The sequence below is a fragment of the Streptosporangium pseudovulgare genome, assembly GCF_014648055.1.
Classification (GTDB): Bacteria; Actinomycetota; Actinomycetes; order Streptosporangiales; family Streptosporangiaceae; genus Streptosporangium; species Streptosporangium pseudovulgare.
Window position 1 is genome coordinate 20,953 of record NZ_BMQJ01000023.1, and the last position, 16,400, is coordinate 37,352.

Here is a 16,400-nt window from a genome sequence, read left to right on the forward strand (position 1 = left end):
CACCACCATCACCGGCCCCGGCTCCGGCTTGGGCCCGCACCACCATTCCCGCCCCCCGCCAGAGAGGAAGTCCGGACAGTGCCGGAAAGGACAGTCGTCATCGCCTCGCGCACGGGTCTGCACGCCCGGCCCGCCAAACTCTTCGTCCAGGCCGCGGCGGCGCAGGGGGTGCCGGTGCGGATCCGGCTCGGCGCGGGCAGGTCCGTCCCCGCCAACAGCATGCTCGCCGTGATGGCGCTCGGGGCGGAACACGGTGCCGAGGTCGTGCTGGAGGCCGAGGGGCCGGGCGCGGACGCCGCGCTCGACTCCCTGGCCGGGCTCCTCTCCCGCGACCTCGACGCCGAGGAGACGCCGGATGTCTGAGCCGACGGCCGCGCCCGTACCCGTACCTGAGACGGCGCCGTCCCCCGGAAACACGACCGGGACCGGTACGGCGCCCGAGATCGGGACAAACCCCGGAACAGCGGCCGGGACCGGTACTGCGGCGCCGGGCGGGCCGGTGATCAGTACGGCGGTGACAGGCGGGCCGGTCACCGGGACGCTGCGCGGGCTGGGCGTCGGTCCCGGACGGGCCGCGGGCCGGGCCTTCCGGATGGCGGGCCCGCCCCCGCTCCCCACCCCGGTCCGGGGCGGCGACCCCGACCGGGAGCGCCGGGAGGCTCTGCGCGCGCTGGCGGCCGTCGCCTCGGAGCTGGAGGCCCGGTCCGTGGCCGCGTCCGACCCGGCAGCGAGCGCGATCCTGGAGGCGCAGTCGTTCATCGCCGCGGATCCGGGCCTGCTGGAGTCGGTGGAGGGGAACGTCGCGGCGGGGATGGACGCCGCCCACGCCGTCGACGCCGCCTGCGCCGGTTACCGGGAGGCGCTGCTGGCGGCCGGCGGCCTGATCGCCGAGCGCGCCGCCGACCTCGACGACATCCGGAACCGGGCCGTCGCCGAGGTGCTGGGCCTGCCCGTGCCGGGCGTCCCCGATCCCGGCCACCCGTTCGTCCTCGTCGCCGACGACCTCGCCCCCGCCGACACGGCGGGGCTCGACACCGGCACCGTGCTCGCCCTGGTCACCGAGCGGGGCGGGCCGACCAGCCACACCGCGATCCTCGCCCGCGCGCTCGGCCTGCCCGCCGTGGTCTCCTGCCCGGGCGCCACGCGCATCGGCGAGGGAACCTGGGTGTCGGTCGACGGCACCACCGGGGAGGTCCGCACCGGCATCGGGGAGGAGGAGGCCGCCGAGATCCGGCGGCGCGCCACCGCCGACCGCCTCCGGCGGGCCACGAGCGGCGGCCCCGGCCGGACCGCCGACGGCCACCCGGTCGAGCTCCTGCTCAACATCGGTTCCGCCGCCGACCTGAGGCCGGAGGTGGAGGCCGAGGGGGTGGGACTCTTCCGCACCGAGTTCCTCTTTCTCGACCGCAGGGAGGCCCCGGGCTTCGACGAGCAGGTCGCGGCGTACGAGGAGGTCTTCCGGGCCTTCCCGGACGGGAAGGTCGTCGTCCGCACGCTCGACGCGGGGTCGGACAAGCCGCTGCCGTTCCTCGGGGCGGGCCGGGAGCCCAACCCCGCGCTGGGCGTGCGGGGGCTGCGTGTCGCGCGCGGGCGGCCCGCCGTACTCGACACCCAGCTCGACGCGATCGCCGAGGCGGCCCGGCGGAGCGACGCGGAACCGTGGGTGATGGCGCCGATGGTCTCCACGGTGGCCGAGGCGGATGACTTCGCCGCGCGGGCGCGGGCGCGGGGGATCACCCGCGTCGGTGCGATGATCGAGGTTCCGGCCGCCGCGCTCCGGGCGGACCGCCTGCTGGAGCGGCTCGACTTCCTCAGCATCGGCACCAACGACCTCAGCCAGTACGCCTTCGCCGCGGACCGCCAGCACGGCGAGCTCGCCGACCTGCTCGATCCCTGGCAGCCGGGGCTCCTGCGGCTGGTCTCCGAGTGCGCGCGGGCCGGGCGGGCGGCGGGCAAGCCCGTCGGGGTGTGCGGGGAGGCCGCGGCCGACCCCCTCCTGGCCCCCGTGCTGGTCGGGCTGGGCGTCACCAGCCTGTCCATGTCGGCGCCGAGCGTCGCGCCGGTCCGGGACGCGCTGGCCCTCCGCTCCCTGGAGCGCTGCCGGAACGACGCCCGGACCGCCCTGGAGGCCGATGATCCCGCGAGGGCCCGGCGGGCGGTCGCCGCGGGCGGACCACGGTGACGGTGGACGGACCGCCCTGTGCCGCCGGTGGACGGGTCTCCCGATGAGCATCGAGCACCGCGGTTCCTTCCACCGGGGGCCATGGGCTACAGGGTCCGGTCCGCCGGGAGCATCAGCCATATCCCCGTGACGAAAACCCCGATCCCCACGAGGACCACCGCGACCGAGAGCTCGTACGACACTTCCGTCAGTCCCATGCTCAGCCCGATGGCGAACGAGAAGACCGACATCAGCAGTTGCCCCCACCCGTAACGGCGAGGGTCGGGGCCGGCGTGCCGGCGGAAGAGCAGGCGGGGAAGCCGGCCGGTCACCAGCGAGTGGACCCCCAATGTGGCGTTGAGGCATCCGGCTCCCAGCAGGATCCACTGTGTCGCGCCAAGGCCCATCGAGATCAGCTCCTCCACCGTTGATCCCGACGATACGGGCAGGCGCCCTGGTCGTCACCTCACCGGCGGGAACAGGGCGCGGTCCGGACTCCGCCACACCCGCCCGCCCGGATCCGGCGGTGTGCGGCGGGCCGTACGGCCGCCCCGGCTCGGCGGATCAGTCCGCGGAAGGTGGTTCCGGGGCGGGCGGAAGTGTTCAGCCTTCGAGCGTGACCAGGGAGTACCGGTAGGAGGTGGAGCCGTTCTCGTCACCGGTGTGCGAGCGGCCGGTCATGACCCGGCCGGCGCCCGCCTCCGAGTAGCAGTTGCTCTCCTTCGCGCAGCTGCTCGTCACCGGGGAGGTGAGCCGCAGCTGCCTGCCCTGCCAGTAGATCGCGGCGGTGCGGTACTTCGTGATGCCGTTCTCGTCGCCGGTGTGCCACCTGCCGGCGATGGCCTGGTCGGGCGGGGCGACGAAGTTCGACTGCTTCTCCTTCTGGCCGGTGTTCCAGTCCCCGAGCAACACCTGGGCCTGCTCGCCGTTGACCAGGATCCAGCTGCAGTAGTAGGTGGTGGGGCCGTTCTCGTCACCGGTGTGCATGCGGCCGGTCAGCACCTGGTTGGTCGGGCAGGTGAAGGGGATGCCACGCCATTCCTGCACGGTCTCGGTGTACGAGCGCTCGACGCGGATCGTCACCTCCGCGGTGGCGGCCGCCGCTGCGGGGACCGCGGGAAGCACGGTCAGGGCGGTCAGCGCGGCCGCCGCCATCGCGGTGGGCAGAACCTTCTTGGGCATCTCATGTCCTCTTGCTCGGTGGTCTGTCGTCGTTCGGCGCACGACGGAGGGCGCCCGGGTCCCCACGGTCCGCGCCATCGCCGCGGGACGTGGGAACCCGGCATGCGCGATCGGCGGTGCGCCATCCCCGTTCCCGCCACCGATTCAGCCCCCCGTGCCGCCCGCGAGCGCCGGAAAGGGCCGTCGCGGACGGGTCACATGGTGTCCGGCGCCGCATCGCCGGGTCGTCCCCCCGCAGGGGGACAGCGGGTCCGCCGTGGGAGTTACCTCCGGCATTCCGATGAACGGTCACCCGAAGGATCTTTCGGACTTCTCTGCCGATATCAATGGGATGAAAAGGGCTCGGCGCTGTCAACCGGACGTCCTCATGCCTCGTCTCTCCTGTGCCCCTCTGTCACGACAGGAGATGTCTTGCGCATCCGTCCCGCTCTTTCGGCCGTCGCCGTGGCCGGCGGCCTGGTCCTGCTCTGCCCACCGGCGCACGCCGCGGCCTCCGCGGCGCGGCAGACGGTCTCCGAAGTACGACAGGCCGCCTCCGGGGTACGGCAGGCCGCGGTCCTGGCCACCGACGTCGTCTCATACCAGTGCGAAGTGACTCCCAGCGGTGAGAAGCAGGACGTCAGGGTCAGGGTCGAGATGGAGATGCCGTCCGACGCCAGGGTGGATGTGCAGACGACCATCCGGTGGCGCGGAACCTACGCCGACGAAACCGGCGTGCTGAGGGTGCCCGCCGTGGGGTTGCCCGCCGGGACCAGGCTGTACGCGTACGCCTCCATCAGCGGGATCGAGAATTTCACCTCCGCCACCGGGACGGATGACCTCGCCACGCTCAGGGCGGGCCAGGTCCTCCAGCTGCCGGAGGGGTGGGTCTCCCTGAGGACCACTCCGAGGAACGCGGGCACCGCGACGGTGAAGCCGGCCACCATCAACTTCGGTACCGATTCCGACAAACAGCTGATTCACTGCAAGGTCCTGAACGCCGATGCCCTGAAGACCTACTCCCTCCCCGTCGCTTCAGGGAACGGGCAGCCGGCCGACCCGACGTCGACTCCGGACCCGACCGATTCCACCCCGGTCTCCCCGACCCCGGATCCGACGCCCGAACCGACCCCCACCGTCACGGTGACCACGGTCGACCAGTCGGCGGACTCCGACCCGGAGACCCCGGAACCGGCGGTCGTGACCGAGGAGGCGGTGGAGCCGGTCGGAGGGGTGAACGAGACCCCGTTCGGAGCGGCCGCGACCGGAGGGGGCGGTGAGGCCGGCCCCGACGCGCGGACGTTCGTGGTGGCCGGTTTCCTGCTGACCCTCACCGCGGGCATCGGACTGCGGTCGCGCCGCCGAGGTGTCCTCGACGGGTGACCCGCTCCGGCGCCGGTCCCCGTCCGCGGTGCGCGAGCCGTGGCGCGCCGGCCGTCCCGGAGCATACGGCTCCGCCGTCCGGCGTCACCGCCGCGGCGGCTCATCCGGGGCGGATGCCGCCAGGCGGTCGGCGAGGCGGTCGAGGCCCCGCCTGATCATCTGGCCGTAGCCGTCGTCGCCGAGTGCGCCCACGGCGGCGCGGCCGCGAGCGAGGTGGTCGCGGGCACGGCCGAGGTCGCCGAGCCGGTGGTAGGCGTCGGCCAGGTTGAGATGCAGGGAAGGGTAGAGGCCACTCGCGGATCCGATGACACCGGCCTGCCGCGCCCGTTCGTCGGTGATCAGGTCCGCGGCCTCCAGGGCGCGCAGATCCCAGAGCAGTTCCTCGCGCACGTCGTCCTGGACGTCGGCCATCGAGTGGGCGAGGGCGCATCGGTGCATGGGATCACCGCTCGCGCCGATCTCGTCCCACAGGTCGGAGAACAGCAGGCGGGCCGCTTCGCGCTCACCTCGGTGGCCCAGCTCGATCCCCTGACCGATCCTGGCCATCACCGCGTCGGATCCGGTCACGCGGCACCTCGTCTTCCTCGCCGTCTCCCCGGTGGGCGGCGTCGCCCGGACATCATGCCAGCGGTCCGGCGCGGCGAGCTGTCGCAGGGAATCCCCGAAGCCTTCACCGGCGTCCACCGCAGCCGCTCCGTGGAGGAACGGCGCAGAGAACAGTGAGAAAAAGGAAGTTCAGAAAATGTCAGCGGAAACTATCAAGATCTTTTACTGTTGCCGTTGGCGAAAGGCGGGACGGTGAAGGACTTATCCGGATTCAAGGAGTTCGTTGGTGACCAGGGACCAGGGTTGGCGCGCACCGCCTACCTGCTCTGCGGTGATCCGGATGGCGCCCGTCGGCTGGCCGTACGGGCTCTCGTCAGGGTCGCGGGATCGTGGCCGCAACTGCGCTGGCAGGGTCCGGTCGAATCCGCGTTCACTCGCCTTTTCCAGGATTTCCTGAGCACCTCGGCAAAGCCGTACCCGGGTGGAAGCGGGACGCGTGACACGCTGGGTGCGCTCACCCCAAGACATCGCGCGGCGATCGTGGCGCGTTTCCATACGGCGACGTCCGAGTGGCAGGCGGCCCGGCTGATCGAATGGGATCCCGGAACGCTCTCCATGGAGATCGCCGCCGCGCTCTCCGAACTCCGGCCTCGCCTCCCGGAGTTCATGGCCTCGTCACCGTCGGCACCGGCTTCCGAGCAGGCTTCACCGACGGCTTCCGCTCATGTTCCGCCGCCGGTGGCCGGTCCGGCTCAGGAGCAAGAGCCGGAGCCTGAGCAAGAGCGGGAGTCTGGGCCGGGGTCCGGGCCATGGGCGGCGCCGGAGCCGATGCCCGCGTCGCAGACCGGATCATGGGCCCCGCCGGAGCCCGACCGGCCCGGACCGTCCGAGCCGCCCGACCGGTCCGAGTGGCCGACGTACTCCACGGTGACGCCGGGCGAGGACGACGTGCTGCGGCACGCGCTGTCGGAGCTGGCGGGCGAACTGCCCGACGTCGTGCTGACCTGGCGGGTCGAGAAGGGCATGCGGCTGCGCCGCACCAGGCGGCGGACGCTGGTCACCGTCGGGGTCATCGCCGCGGTCACCGCGGTCGTCCTGCCCATCGGCCGGGTCGCCGACACCCTGGCCGAGCGGGTCCGGCAAGCCCAGCAGGTTCAGGAGATGCTGGACGGGACGGGTGCGGACCCCTACGAGTACGACGAAAACGACGTGTTCGACGAGTACGGGCACCCCGGCGAGGATCCGTCCGAGCCACCGTCGCCGAAGGCGCTCTCCGGCGGGTTCGGCGAACCGGTGCACTACGCCTACCCGGGACAGTGCGTGTCCCGGCAAGCGGGCAGGAACGCCCCTTGCGCGCAGTGGCGGGTGGTCACCGCCTCCGGGAAGGAACGGAGGGTCCCGGACGCCGCCAACGACTTCGCGCCCAGCGGGGGACGGTGGCCGCTCGCCGTCAGCCGGGACGGGCGGCGGCTCGCCTACCTCAGCACGAAGCGGAAGCGGTTCGTGGTCCACGACCTGCGCGCCGGCACGAAGCAGACCATCGATGTCGGATCGGACCCGGCCGCAAAGGGGTACGGTGCCACGATCACCCCCTCCGCGAACGGCAGGTGGTTCGCGGTGAGCTTCGCCAACCGGCGGGGCGTGGCCGAAGCAGCGGTGCTCGACACCCGAACCGGCCGGACACGCCGCCTGCACGAGAGCTGTTGCGTCCTGGGCGTGCGCGACGACGGCGGGACGGTGCTGGCCCGAACCCGGAACGCCACCCGCGTGCCGGGACACACGTCGCTGACCAGCGTGGTCGTACAGCCGGCGACGGGAAAGGCGTCCCCCGGCTTCCGGTTGGACCCGGACCTGATCGAGGCGGGGACGGCCCTGTCCCGGGACGGCCGTTCCATCGCGCTGCTGACCAGGCCGTCCTCCGAGGCGGAAGACCACCCCGGGTTCCTCGTGACGATGGATGTCGGGACGGGACGGATCCTGCACAGGACAAGGCCGGAGTTGTACGAGGGCGATGTGGTGGAGAGCGTCGAGGGCTGGTACGACTCCGGTTCGGCGTTGGTGAAGGTGCGGCACTACTACGAGACCGACGAGGAGGAGTTCGAGGACGAGTACGTGGAACGGCTGTACACGGTGGAGGTCGCTTCCGGCGACGCCACGGAGCTCGACCTGACGGGAGAGCAGAGGATCCCCTACGACGCGGTCCTGGGGAAGGTCGGCTGAGGTACGACGGCCCGCCGTGACGGCGCGGTGGCACGGCGGAGGGGTGCCGGTGGCGCCGGTGCCGTGCCGTACCCGCCTCAGGGGCGGGGGATCGATGCGCCTCAGGGCAGGGGGTCGATCGCGATGTGCTGGTCGTACTGGGAGAGCTCCCCGCCGCGGTCGGTCAGGATGGGCCACTTGGTGTTCCGGGCGCACCAGACGGCGTGCCCGGCGGTGATGTCCCGCGAACCGTCGAGGATCTCCGCGATGTCGCCCACCTTCCCGTAGGTGAAGTCGTCGACCACCACGCCGGGTGTCGTGACCAGCTCGAACAGCTCGACCTGGGTGGATATCGGGGAGATCGACAGCACGGCCGCGAGGCTGGTGGCGGGGATGCATATCCCGCCGCCGCGGAACAGGCACATGGCGGCGATGCTCCGCGAGTACTCGGTCTTCGCCACCGCGATGTCGATCAGGGCGCTGACGTCGAGGACGCGTCCAGGCAGCATGATCAGCTCCTCCGTACTCGCCGGATACCGATCTGTCCCCACTCGGTCTCGGTCAGCTGCTCGACACCGAGGGCGTCGGCGGCCCGGTCGAGATCATCGCGGTGGAGGTTCCAGCGCTGCATCAGCGTGATCACCTGCGGCTTGTTGCCGATCTCGCGCTGCAGGGCGGCGTTGACCACGTCTGAGATCCTGCTGCCGGTCGTCCGTGCTTTATGTGAAAGCGCCTCATAGGCTGCTTTGTCCAGCTCTATCGTGATAGAGGTGTCGGGGTCTGGGGGAATTACTCTTTGTTGCACCTTTCTGTGGTGAAGATGTGCCAGCCACAGGGGAACGGGCTGCGACTCCTGCATGGTTACATCCTGGTCGTCGGGTTTTGGCGTATCGGGGCTTTTGCCGTTTCGCCAGTCCGGTAGGGGATGGGCCATACATCTGACATTAGCTGTGAAATCTCCTGATGGCAGCACTCTCCTTCCGGCCCGTTGGCCGGCCGCCACGACAAAAGGGACAGAGCCGGACGCCCCGGCAGGGTGTCAGGATTCCTGCGCGGGCGGCGCGGAGGTGGGATCGGATGACGGCGCGGCCGGATCCCGCTCCGGGTCCCGAACGGAGCCCGCCGGTGACGAAGAGGGGTCAGGCGCCGGGGTGAAGACGTCCGGAGTGACGCCGGACGCCGGGGTGGACGTGGCCGGGTCCGAGGTCGGGCCGGTTCGCCCACTGGACGGATCCGCCGGATCCGGGAAGGGGCCCTTCGAGGAAGGGCCGGGTGAGGGGCCCGCCGGGTCCGAAGAGGGGCCGTTCGAGGAAGGTCCGGAAGAAGGGTCCGCCGGATTCGAGGAAGGGTCGGCGGACGGATCCGCCGGGTCCGGGGAGGGACCGGACGCGGGGCCCGAAGACGGGCCCGCCGGATCCGGTACGGCGGCGCCGCACAGTCCCGCGCCCCGCCGCTCCTGCGCCATCTGGTCGGCCGTCTTCGTCCGGTACTCCTCCAGCTCCTCCGGTGACGGCGCGTACCGCCACGAGCCCTCCTCGAAGCGGAACCCGAAGCCCGTCGCGGTGCCGGACCGGATCGCCTGGACCGTGGCGTCGTCGCCGTGGACCGTGACGGAGGCGATGGTGAACGCGGCGCCGCCGGACGGCAGGCCGGTGGACGAGGGATCGGCGGAGGGGCCGGCGGCGGAGGGATCGGCGGGCGAGGCGCCGGTGGACGTGGCGTCGTCCGTGAGCTGCGGGCACAGCTGGAACAGCCGGATGTAGTCCTCGCGGCTGATCAGCCCCTTGGCATCGGTGCTCCACAGATCCCAGAAGTCGCCGTAGGAGCCGCTGGAATAGGCGTCGAGAACGGGCTGGACGCTCCGGCGGACCTCCTCCTCGGAGTGCGCGGCCCCACCGGTGGCCGAGGCGCTCCGCATCGGGGCGGGCGGGTCGAGCACCGTCACCAGGGTGACGACGGCGCCGATGACCAGGCCGACCGCCAGGAGCGCGATCACCGCCAGTCCCCGGGCCGTCTCGTCCGAGGGCCGGCCGTACCGCGGCGGGTAGCCCACGTGAGATCTCCGGAGGGGCGGGGAAAGCGGACGGACGTGATCGTAACGCCCGGCGCCCGCGGCTGACCATGGGCGCTCACCGGCTCCTTTGTTTCCCACTCCTGCCCGGAAACAGCTCTCCCGTCCCGGTCATCCGTCCCGGAAACCGGGTGAAAACCGGCGAACGGGCCAGCGGGCGGACCGCGGCGGGCTGGATAATGCGCCGGTGGGTGAGACGATCGGCACGGCCGCGGCCGTCTTCGCGGGGACCAACATCGACGACATCGTCATCCTGACGGTGCTGTTCCTGACGTCCCGGGCGGGAGGCGCGCTCCGTCCCCGGCACATCGTCGCGGGCCAGTACGCCGGCATCGCCGCGCTGGTCGCGGTCTCCGCGGTGGCGGCGCTCGGTCTCGCCGTGGTGCCCGACCGGTGGGTGGGGCTGCTCGGGCTGGTGCCGTTCGGCATGGGGGTCCGGGGGTTCGCCGGGTTGTTCGGGAAGGGCGGTGACGACGGCGAGCCCGAGCCGATCGCCTCCGGCCCGTTCGCGGTCGCCGGGGTGACCGTCGCCAACGGCGCCGACAACATCTCGGTCTACGCCCCGCTGTTCCGGACGATCGGGCCGGGCGCCGTCGCCGTCACCGTCGCCGTGTTCGCGGTCCTGGTGGCGGTCTGGTGCGCGGCGGCGTCGTGGCTCGGGTCGCACCGGAGGGTCATCGCCCTGGTGGAGCGGTCGGGCAGGTGGCTCGTGCCGGTGGTCTTCATGGTGATCGGCGCGGTCATCGTGGCACAGTCCATAATTCCCTAAAAATGGACTAATCATCCGAATTTAGGACATTCCTCTCGGGGAATTACTTCACATGCGACAGCATTTGCGGTTCTACCGGCACCGTTGGTTCAAGGTGTGGCTCGCCATGACGGCCCTGTCGGCCGCGCTCATCATCATGATGGAAGCGGTCGGCAACCACGCGGTCAGGCCCGCCGCCTTTTTCTACGGCGCCGCCGCGGGACCGATGGCCCTTCTCGTCGCCGTCCACGACCGGACCGGAATCGGCACCAGCGTCCCGGGAGTCACGCTGGTGGGAATGTTCCTGTTCGGGGGAGGCGTCGCCCTGCTGCTCGGCGGATACTTCGACTCCCTTCTGATCCCCGACGGCGCGAGCCTGGACATCCTGCGGGTCGGCTGGATCGAGGAGCCGGCCAAGCTCGTCCCGATCCTCGCGCTCGCACTCACCGGCCGCCACCTCACCAAGGCGGCCGGGGTGGCGCTGGGCCTGTCGTGCGCGACCGGCTTCGCCGTCATGGAGTCCATGTCCTACGCCTGGAAGAACGTCGACAAGGACAGCGCCGTCGGGGCGGGCATGGTGCTGTTCACCCGCGGGCTCACCACCCCCTTCGGGCACCTCGTCTGGACCGGGATGGTGTGCGCGATCGCCTTCGAGGTCTGGCACCTCGCGGGGCGGGTCGTCGTCACGGTCACCATCGTCTGCGCGTTCACGGTCGCCGCGACGCTGCACTCGATCAACGACGGCCTGCTCGTCCTCGACGTCCCGGTGTCCGTCCGGCTGCTCTTCCCGGTCGTGGCGGCGGTGAGCTACTGGCTGTTCCACCGGGCCACCGGCGATCTGTCGCCGCGGGTGCCGGGCGGCGCCGCGGCGCTCGCCGTACGGATCACGGCGCCGCCCGGCCTGCAGCCTCCGGCCGGGGCGCCACCGGGCCGGCCCGCCTGACCGCGCCACCGGCGTCCGGCCGCGCCGTACACCGGGCGGAACGTCGCGGGTCCCGTCGCGCCGTACGCCGGTCGGAGCATCGTGGGTCCCGTCCCGTCGCGCCGTACGCCGGTCGGAGCGCCGGCGCGTCCGGCCGCGCCGTGCCGGCTCAGAGCCTGCTCAGAGCCGGGACAGCAGCCACCGGGGGCCGGTGACCAGGGCGCCCTCCGCGGTGACGCGCTCGCGCAGCCCCCGGTCGGCGGTGACGACCAGGACGCGCTGCCAGCCGGGAACCTCCCGTACGGCCCGCACGATGGCGTCGTCGCCGCTCCCCGGGGCGGCGACGACCGAGACCCCGGGAACGGGCGCGACGCCGCGGGCGGCTCCCTCGACGACCATGGTGAAGCGGGGGAACCACCGCTCCAGGGCGGGCAGGGGCGAGGGCACGTCCCGCACGCCGCACGTGCCGAGCGTGGCGACCTCCGAGACCAGCCTGGCGGCGGCCCCGGCGCGGTCCCTCCACCAGCCGTGCTCGGCGCGGGCGCCGACGATGTTGGCGACGTCGAGGACGACCGTGAGCGGGGCGAGCGCCCGGCTGATCACGGGCCAGGTCGCGGCGAAGCCGGGATGCAGGTTCCCGGCGGGGATCGTCTCGGGGGTGAACCAGCGCAGCGCGACGCTCTCGCTGTCGGCGGGGAACGCCTCCAGCAGTCCGGCGGCCTCGGCGATGACGGTCGCGAAGGACCAGGCGCCGTGGTCGTCGAGGTATATGCCCTGGACGCGGAGGTCGCCGCCGTCCAGGCCGGCCTCCTCGCGAGCCTCGCGGAGCGCGCCCCGGACGGGATCCTCGTGGCTGTCGAGGGCTCCGCCGGGCAGCGCCCAGGTGCCGCCCTGGTGGCTCCACGCGGCGCGCTTCTGCATCAGGATCCGGGGCATCCCGTCGTCGTCGTGATGGACGGCGAGCAGGCCGGCCGCGTGGTGCAGGCCCCAGTGACGGTGGCCGAGGTCGCACCGGGCCCATCCGTCGCCGTCACCAGCAGCCATGGCTCCCATGATGCCCCAGGTGAGGGGGTGCTCACCGCGCCGGTCCGGGACCGGGGCCGGGTCACCCGGGACGTGTCAGGGTGCGGGCCGGGCCGGCCGGACGGCGTCACGCGAACCGTACGGCCACGCGCGGCGTCACACGGGTTGTACGGCGTCGCGCAGGGCGGCGACCGTGAGGCCGAGCCCGTCGGCGGAGGCCCGGTCGAGTGCGGCGGTCAGCGTCTCCACGTACGTGCCGCTCGCCATCTCCTTGCGTGACCGGCCCTCCTCGGTGATCACCGTGTAGACCCCGCGCCTGTCCTTGGCGCACAGGCTGCGCCGGGTGAACCCGACGGCCTCCAGCCGTCCGACGAGCCGGGTGACCGAGCTCTGGTTCAACCCGAGCAGGTCGGCCAGCTCCTGCATGCGCAGCTCGCCGTCGTGCGCGGTGGACAGGTGGCACAGCGCCCGGTACTCGGACAGGCCCAGTCCGTGGCGCTGGAGCGCGGTGGACAGCTCGTGCTCCACCCGCGCGTGCAGCCGCACCACTCCGATCCACATGTCGTCGTCGATCATCATGGGGCGGCTCCCTCCTCGGTGTTGACGCCCACCCTACATGTATGCACAGAATATGCATGCACAAGCAAATATGCGAGGAGGCGAGTACGGCACGGCCCGGATCCGCCTGCTCATCGCGGCCGTCTCCGAGGCGGCCCTCGCGTCGGCGACCAGCGCCACCGGGGGCCCCACCCGGCTGGGACCGTCTCAGCCGCCGCCCTTGCTGAAGTGCTGGAGGTCCTTGGGGCCGCTCCAGTAACCGCCCCACTCCCAGCCGAGCTTCTGGAACGCCTTGACCACCTTGTCACCCGGGTTGATCACCCCGGGCTCGTCCAGTGGGCGCTTGGCGAACTTACGGGCGTTCTTGTGCGCCACCGAGCCGTTCGCGTACACGTAGGGGTTCTCGCGCGGGTTGAGGTCGATGGCCCTGCCGTAGGCGTGCTGGGACCAGTTGCTAGACCCGGTCGCCGCGCGGCAGTTGAAGGCCGAGGTGTTGCCGGCGTCGATCGAGTCGTAGTCGTCGCCCTTGTAGACGTCGACGGGCACCATCTTGTAGATCGGCCACCGCCAGCCGTACAGGCGCTTGAAGACCGTGACGACGTCGTCCGTGACGCTCTTGTTCACCACGAGCCTGCCGGTGTGCGGCTTGCCGTCGAAGCCCCAGTGGGTCATCGTGACCATCCGCAGGTCGCCGACCGGGACCGGGCAGCCGGGCCGCCAGGAGTAGGGGAGCTGGTCGCGGGCCACCTTCGAGACCTTCGCCGAGAACTCCGGCGGACCGGTCGGGCTCGGGCTCGCCGCGGGGCTCTCGCTCGCCTGGGCGCTCTCGCCCGGGGTCGCGCTCGAAGCCGGGGTCGGGGTCGCGGCGACCCGCTCGGGCGTGGTGGACGGCGACCCTGACGTCGGGGAACCCGACGGCGGCGGCGCGTCGGACACGCCGCACGAGGCCGCCAGGAGGCAGCCGGCGGCCACGGTGACGGCCGCCCGGACTCGGATGGCGCCCGTCGCCCGGGCGCGGACGGCGGGCCGGGTGGTTGGCATCTGATCGCCCCCGTATCGAGGTTGAGACGGCGAGGTTCCCGATGTAGCCAGCCTGCTACAAGAGATGAGCGGCCGCCGTGGCGGGGTCCGGTCACGGGACTTCGGGCGAGTTCGCCGTGCTTGCGGCGGAGTCCGGTTCCGGGTGTCCGGGCGGGCCGCCGTACTTCTTGGCCGAGCCTTTCCGTGGAAAACCTCGTTCCTGTGTTCGAAGGGACGCTACAGTCGGAGGCACTGGATCGAACACGGGTTCGGACGGCCGCTCGGGTGGCCTCCGCCCAGGTGGGAGGGGTGCGTCATGGCCATGCTCGCGACGCCGCCGGTGATCCGCACCCCGATCCGGCGGCCCGTCGTCCGCCGCCGCGCGACACGCCGTAACGCTTTCTACGGAAATCTACGTCGGCCGCTATATCCCGTCATAAAGTCCGAGAGCGTGGACCCCGTGCGCAATCCCTACGCCCCCGGTGCGGGGCAGCGCCCCCCAGAGCTCGCCGGGCGCGACCGTGAGCTGCAGCAGTTCGAGATCGTCCTGGAGCGGGTGGCCCGCGGCCGCCCGGAGCGCAGCATGGTCATCACCGGCCTGCGCGGCGTCGGCAAGACCGTCCTCCTCAACACCTTCAAGTCGATGGCCATGCAGCGGCTGTGGGGCACCGGGAAGATCGAGGCCCGGCCCGACCAGTCGATCAGGCGCCCGGTGGCCGCCGCCCTGCACCTGGCGATCCGGGAGCTGGCGCCCCGGCACCGCGCTCCCGAGCGCATCGAGGAGTTCCTCGGTGTGCTCAAGGCGTTCGCGATGCGCGACCCGACCGCGGCCAAGGGCACCTCGCACTGGTCGCCCGGGATCGACGTGCCCGCCGCCCGCGGCCGGGCCGACTCCGGTGACCTGGAGATCGACCTCACCGAGCTGTTCGTCGACGCCGCCGGGGTCGCCACCGACCTGGGCGTCGGCATCGCCCTGCTCATCGACGAGATGCAGGACGTCCAGTCGCCGGACGTCTCGGCGCTCTGCGTGGCCTGCCACGAGCTCTCCCAGAGCGGCGGTCCGCTGATCGTGGTCGGCGCCGGCCTGCCGCACCTGCCCAGCGTGCTGTCGGCCAGCAAGAGTTACTCCGAGCGGCTCTTCCGCTACGCCCGGATCGACCGGCTCGACCGTCAGGCGGCCGACCAGGCGCTCATCGCCCCCGCCGAGGAGGAGGGGGTGGAGTTCACCCAGGAGGCGCTCGACGCCCTCTACGAGGCGGCCGACGGCTACCCCTACTTCGTCCAGGCGTACGGCAAGGTCGCCTGGGACGTGGCGCTGCGCAGCCCGATCACCGCCGACGACATCAAGGTCTCCGCGCCGGAGGCCGAGGCGGAGCTCGCGGTCGGCTTCTTCGGCAGCCGGTACGAACGCGCCACTCCCGCCGAGCGCGACTACATGCACGCGATGGCCGCCATCGGCGACGAGCCGGTCGCCACGGCCGAGGTCGCCGAGGGCCTGGGCCGCAAGCCGTCCAGCCTCTCGCCCGCCCGCGACAGCCTCATCAAGAAGGGCCTGATCTACAGCGCCGAGCGCGGCCTGATCGCCTTCACCGTGCCACATTTCGGAAAGTTCCTGCGTTCCCAGCCCGTCTGAACATGTGTTCGATATACTGAAGGCGGGTCCTAGACCCCTATACGGCTCTCTAGTGGGGAAGCTAGAGAGCCGTATAGACCTCCATCGACCGCGCCCTAGAGAAATCTAGGGTTCTCTAGCCGCGAGCCGATACGGGGATAGATTCCGTCAGAGTGCCGGCGTCGACCGGCTGCCCGGCGGCGTCCACCAGCGCCACCCGCACCGCCGGGTGCCGCCCGCTCAGATAGACCGCGAAGACCACGTCCACCGGCTCGTCCGTACGGCTGCGCCCCGGATAGACGAAGAACCGCCAGCACAGCTCCCGCCAGCTGTCGACCGGTTCGCCGGAGGCCAGCAGCCGCTCGTGGGCCCGCCAGACCGGGCTGGCCCGCAGCCGGTGGAGCGCCTGCTCCGGGGGCATCGGCCGCTGCTCGCAGGGGGCCCGGTGCCGGATCCGGGCCGCCGCCTCCTCGATCTCGGGAGACAGCGCGGCCAGCACCACCAGCCCCCCGGCCGCGGCCAGTGCGTCCGGCCACGTCATGGCGGTCAGCAGTGACCAGCCGGAGACCGGCGGGGCCCAGACGGTCCCGGCGGCCATGGCCGTCAGCACCGTCGTCCGGCCCAGCGAGCGCAGCCCCACCGGCGCGGCACTGACCTCGCCGAAACAGCCGCATCCCACGTCGGGGCGCTGCCGCCGCAGTTCCCACAGGACGTAGGTGGACATCGCGAAGAACCCGGCCGTCGCCCAGCGGAACGCCGGATGCCCGCTCGCCAGCAGGCCGGCCAGCAGGGCCGCCTCCCCGGCCGCGCAGACGAGCATGGCGGACGCCCGCCAGCGGTCGGGCACCAGCACCGCCGGCCCGAGCCTGCCCAGCGCGCCCGGCTCGGCGTCACCCCTGGCCGTCCACACCTTGGCGAGCGCGCCCGCCGCCAGCAGAACGCACAGCACCGGCAGCTGCGCCACGGCGATCATCGTCAGCGTCCACGTCATCACGG

The 16,400-nt window shown here is 72.1% G+C and carries 17 protein-coding genes; 7 read left to right on the forward strand and 10 right to left on the reverse strand.

Annotated elements, in window-relative coordinates; all coding sequences use genetic code 11:
• Window positions 1-78: 78 nt before the first annotated feature.
• On the forward strand, window positions 79-363 hold the full coding sequence (locus tag IEZ10_RS32805) for an HPr family phosphocarrier protein (protein ID WP_189250404.1): 285 nt from the start codon (window positions 79-81) through the stop codon (window positions 361-363).
• A gap of 151 nt (window positions 364-514) precedes the next feature.
• Window positions 515-2,182, forward strand: a complete 1,668-nt coding sequence (gene ptsP / locus IEZ10_RS32810) for a phosphoenolpyruvate--protein phosphotransferase (protein WP_229811880.1) — start codon at window positions 515-517, stop codon at window positions 2,180-2,182.
• Window positions 2,183-2,268: 86 nt separating this feature from the next.
• Here ptsP and IEZ10_RS32815 read toward each other — a convergent pair whose 3' ends face one another.
• Entirely contained in the window at window positions 2,269-2,586 is a 318-nt protein-coding gene (locus IEZ10_RS32815) for a hypothetical protein (protein WP_189250406.1), read from the reverse strand.
• Window positions 2,587-2,764: 178 nt separating this feature from the next.
• Entirely contained in the window at window positions 2,765-3,343 is a 579-nt protein-coding gene (locus tag IEZ10_RS32820) for a hypothetical protein (protein ID WP_189250407.1), read from the reverse strand.
• 411 nt (window positions 3,344-3,754) lie between these two features.
• On the opposite strand from IEZ10_RS32820, the gene IEZ10_RS32825 reads away from it, so the two are divergent.
• Window positions 3,755-4,705 (forward strand): hypothetical protein, encoded by a 951-nt coding sequence (locus tag IEZ10_RS32825; protein ID WP_189250408.1) that lies wholly within the window; start codon window positions 3,755-3,757, stop codon window positions 4,703-4,705.
• A gap of 84 nt (window positions 4,706-4,789) precedes the next feature.
• Here the strand turns inward: IEZ10_RS32825 and IEZ10_RS32830 are convergent, their stop codons facing one another.
• Complete coding sequence (locus IEZ10_RS32830; protein WP_229811881.1) at window positions 4,790-5,272, reverse strand: hypothetical protein; 483 nt, start codon at window positions 5,270-5,272, stop codon at window positions 4,790-4,792.
• Between the two features lie 807 nt (window positions 5,273-6,079).
• Between IEZ10_RS32830 and IEZ10_RS32835 the strand changes: the two genes are divergently transcribed.
• Entirely contained in the window at window positions 6,080-7,471 is a 1,392-nt protein-coding gene (locus IEZ10_RS32835) for a hypothetical protein (protein ID WP_189250409.1), read from the forward strand.
• 101 nt (window positions 7,472-7,572) lie between these two features.
• Here IEZ10_RS32835 and IEZ10_RS32840 read toward each other — a convergent pair whose 3' ends face one another.
• From IEZ10_RS32840 to IEZ10_RS32850, 3 genes are all read right to left on the reverse strand, one after another.
• The gene (locus IEZ10_RS32840; RefSeq protein ID WP_179821193.1) at window positions 7,573-7,959 is read right to left on the reverse strand and encodes a hypothetical protein; all 387 of its coding nucleotides are present in this window, start codon (window positions 7,957-7,959) and stop codon (window positions 7,573-7,575) included.
• Window positions 7,960-7,961: 2 nt separating this feature from the next.
• Window positions 7,962-8,384 carry a hypothetical protein gene (locus tag IEZ10_RS32845; protein ID WP_189250410.1) on the reverse strand — a complete coding sequence of 141 codons (423 nt, stop codon included), beginning with the start codon at window positions 8,382-8,384 and terminating at the stop codon, window positions 7,962-7,964.
• 105 nt (window positions 8,385-8,489) lie between these two features.
• Entirely contained in the window at window positions 8,490-9,503 is a 1,014-nt protein-coding gene (locus IEZ10_RS32850; RefSeq protein ID WP_189250411.1) for a hypothetical protein, read from the reverse strand.
• A gap of 205 nt (window positions 9,504-9,708) precedes the next feature.
• Here IEZ10_RS32850 and IEZ10_RS32855 point away from each other — a divergent pair, with 205 nt between their 5' ends.
• Complete coding sequence (locus IEZ10_RS32855; protein ID WP_189250412.1) at window positions 9,709-10,290, forward strand: cadmium resistance transporter; 582 nt, start codon at window positions 9,709-9,711, stop codon at window positions 10,288-10,290.
• 52 nt (window positions 10,291-10,342) lie between these two features.
• Window positions 10,343-11,212, forward strand: a complete 870-nt coding sequence (locus tag IEZ10_RS32860) for a PrsW family glutamic-type intramembrane protease (protein WP_189250413.1) — start codon at window positions 10,343-10,345, stop codon at window positions 11,210-11,212.
• A 159-nt stretch (window positions 11,213-11,371) separates the two neighbouring features.
• Here the strand turns inward: IEZ10_RS32860 and IEZ10_RS32865 are convergent, their stop codons facing one another.
• The 3 genes from IEZ10_RS32865 to IEZ10_RS32875 form a co-directional block, all read right to left on the reverse strand.
• The gene (locus tag IEZ10_RS32865) at window positions 11,372-12,235 is read right to left on the reverse strand and encodes an NUDIX hydrolase (protein ID WP_189250414.1); all 864 of its coding nucleotides are present in this window, start codon (window positions 12,233-12,235) and stop codon (window positions 11,372-11,374) included.
• Between the two features lie 135 nt (window positions 12,236-12,370).
• Window positions 12,371-12,793 (reverse strand): MarR family winged helix-turn-helix transcriptional regulator, encoded by a 423-nt coding sequence (locus IEZ10_RS32870; protein WP_229811882.1) that lies wholly within the window; start codon window positions 12,791-12,793, stop codon window positions 12,371-12,373.
• Between the two features lie 186 nt (window positions 12,794-12,979).
• Entirely contained in the window at window positions 12,980-13,813 is an 834-nt protein-coding gene (locus tag IEZ10_RS32875) for a M15 family metallopeptidase (protein ID WP_229811883.1), read from the reverse strand.
• A 430-nt stretch (window positions 13,814-14,243) separates the two neighbouring features.
• Between IEZ10_RS32875 and IEZ10_RS32880 the strand changes: the two genes are divergently transcribed.
• Window positions 14,244-15,425 carry an ATP-binding protein gene (locus tag IEZ10_RS32880; protein ID WP_189250415.1) on the forward strand — a complete coding sequence of 394 codons (1,182 nt, stop codon included), beginning with the start codon at window positions 14,244-14,246 and terminating at the stop codon, window positions 15,423-15,425.
• 115 nt (window positions 15,426-15,540) lie between these two features.
• On the opposite strand, the gene IEZ10_RS32885 is transcribed toward IEZ10_RS32880, so the two are convergent.
• Window positions 15,541-16,395, reverse strand: a complete 855-nt coding sequence (locus IEZ10_RS32885) for a MauE/DoxX family redox-associated membrane protein (protein WP_189250416.1) — start codon at window positions 16,393-16,395, stop codon at window positions 15,541-15,543.
• Window positions 16,396-16,400 lie beyond the last annotated feature (5 nt).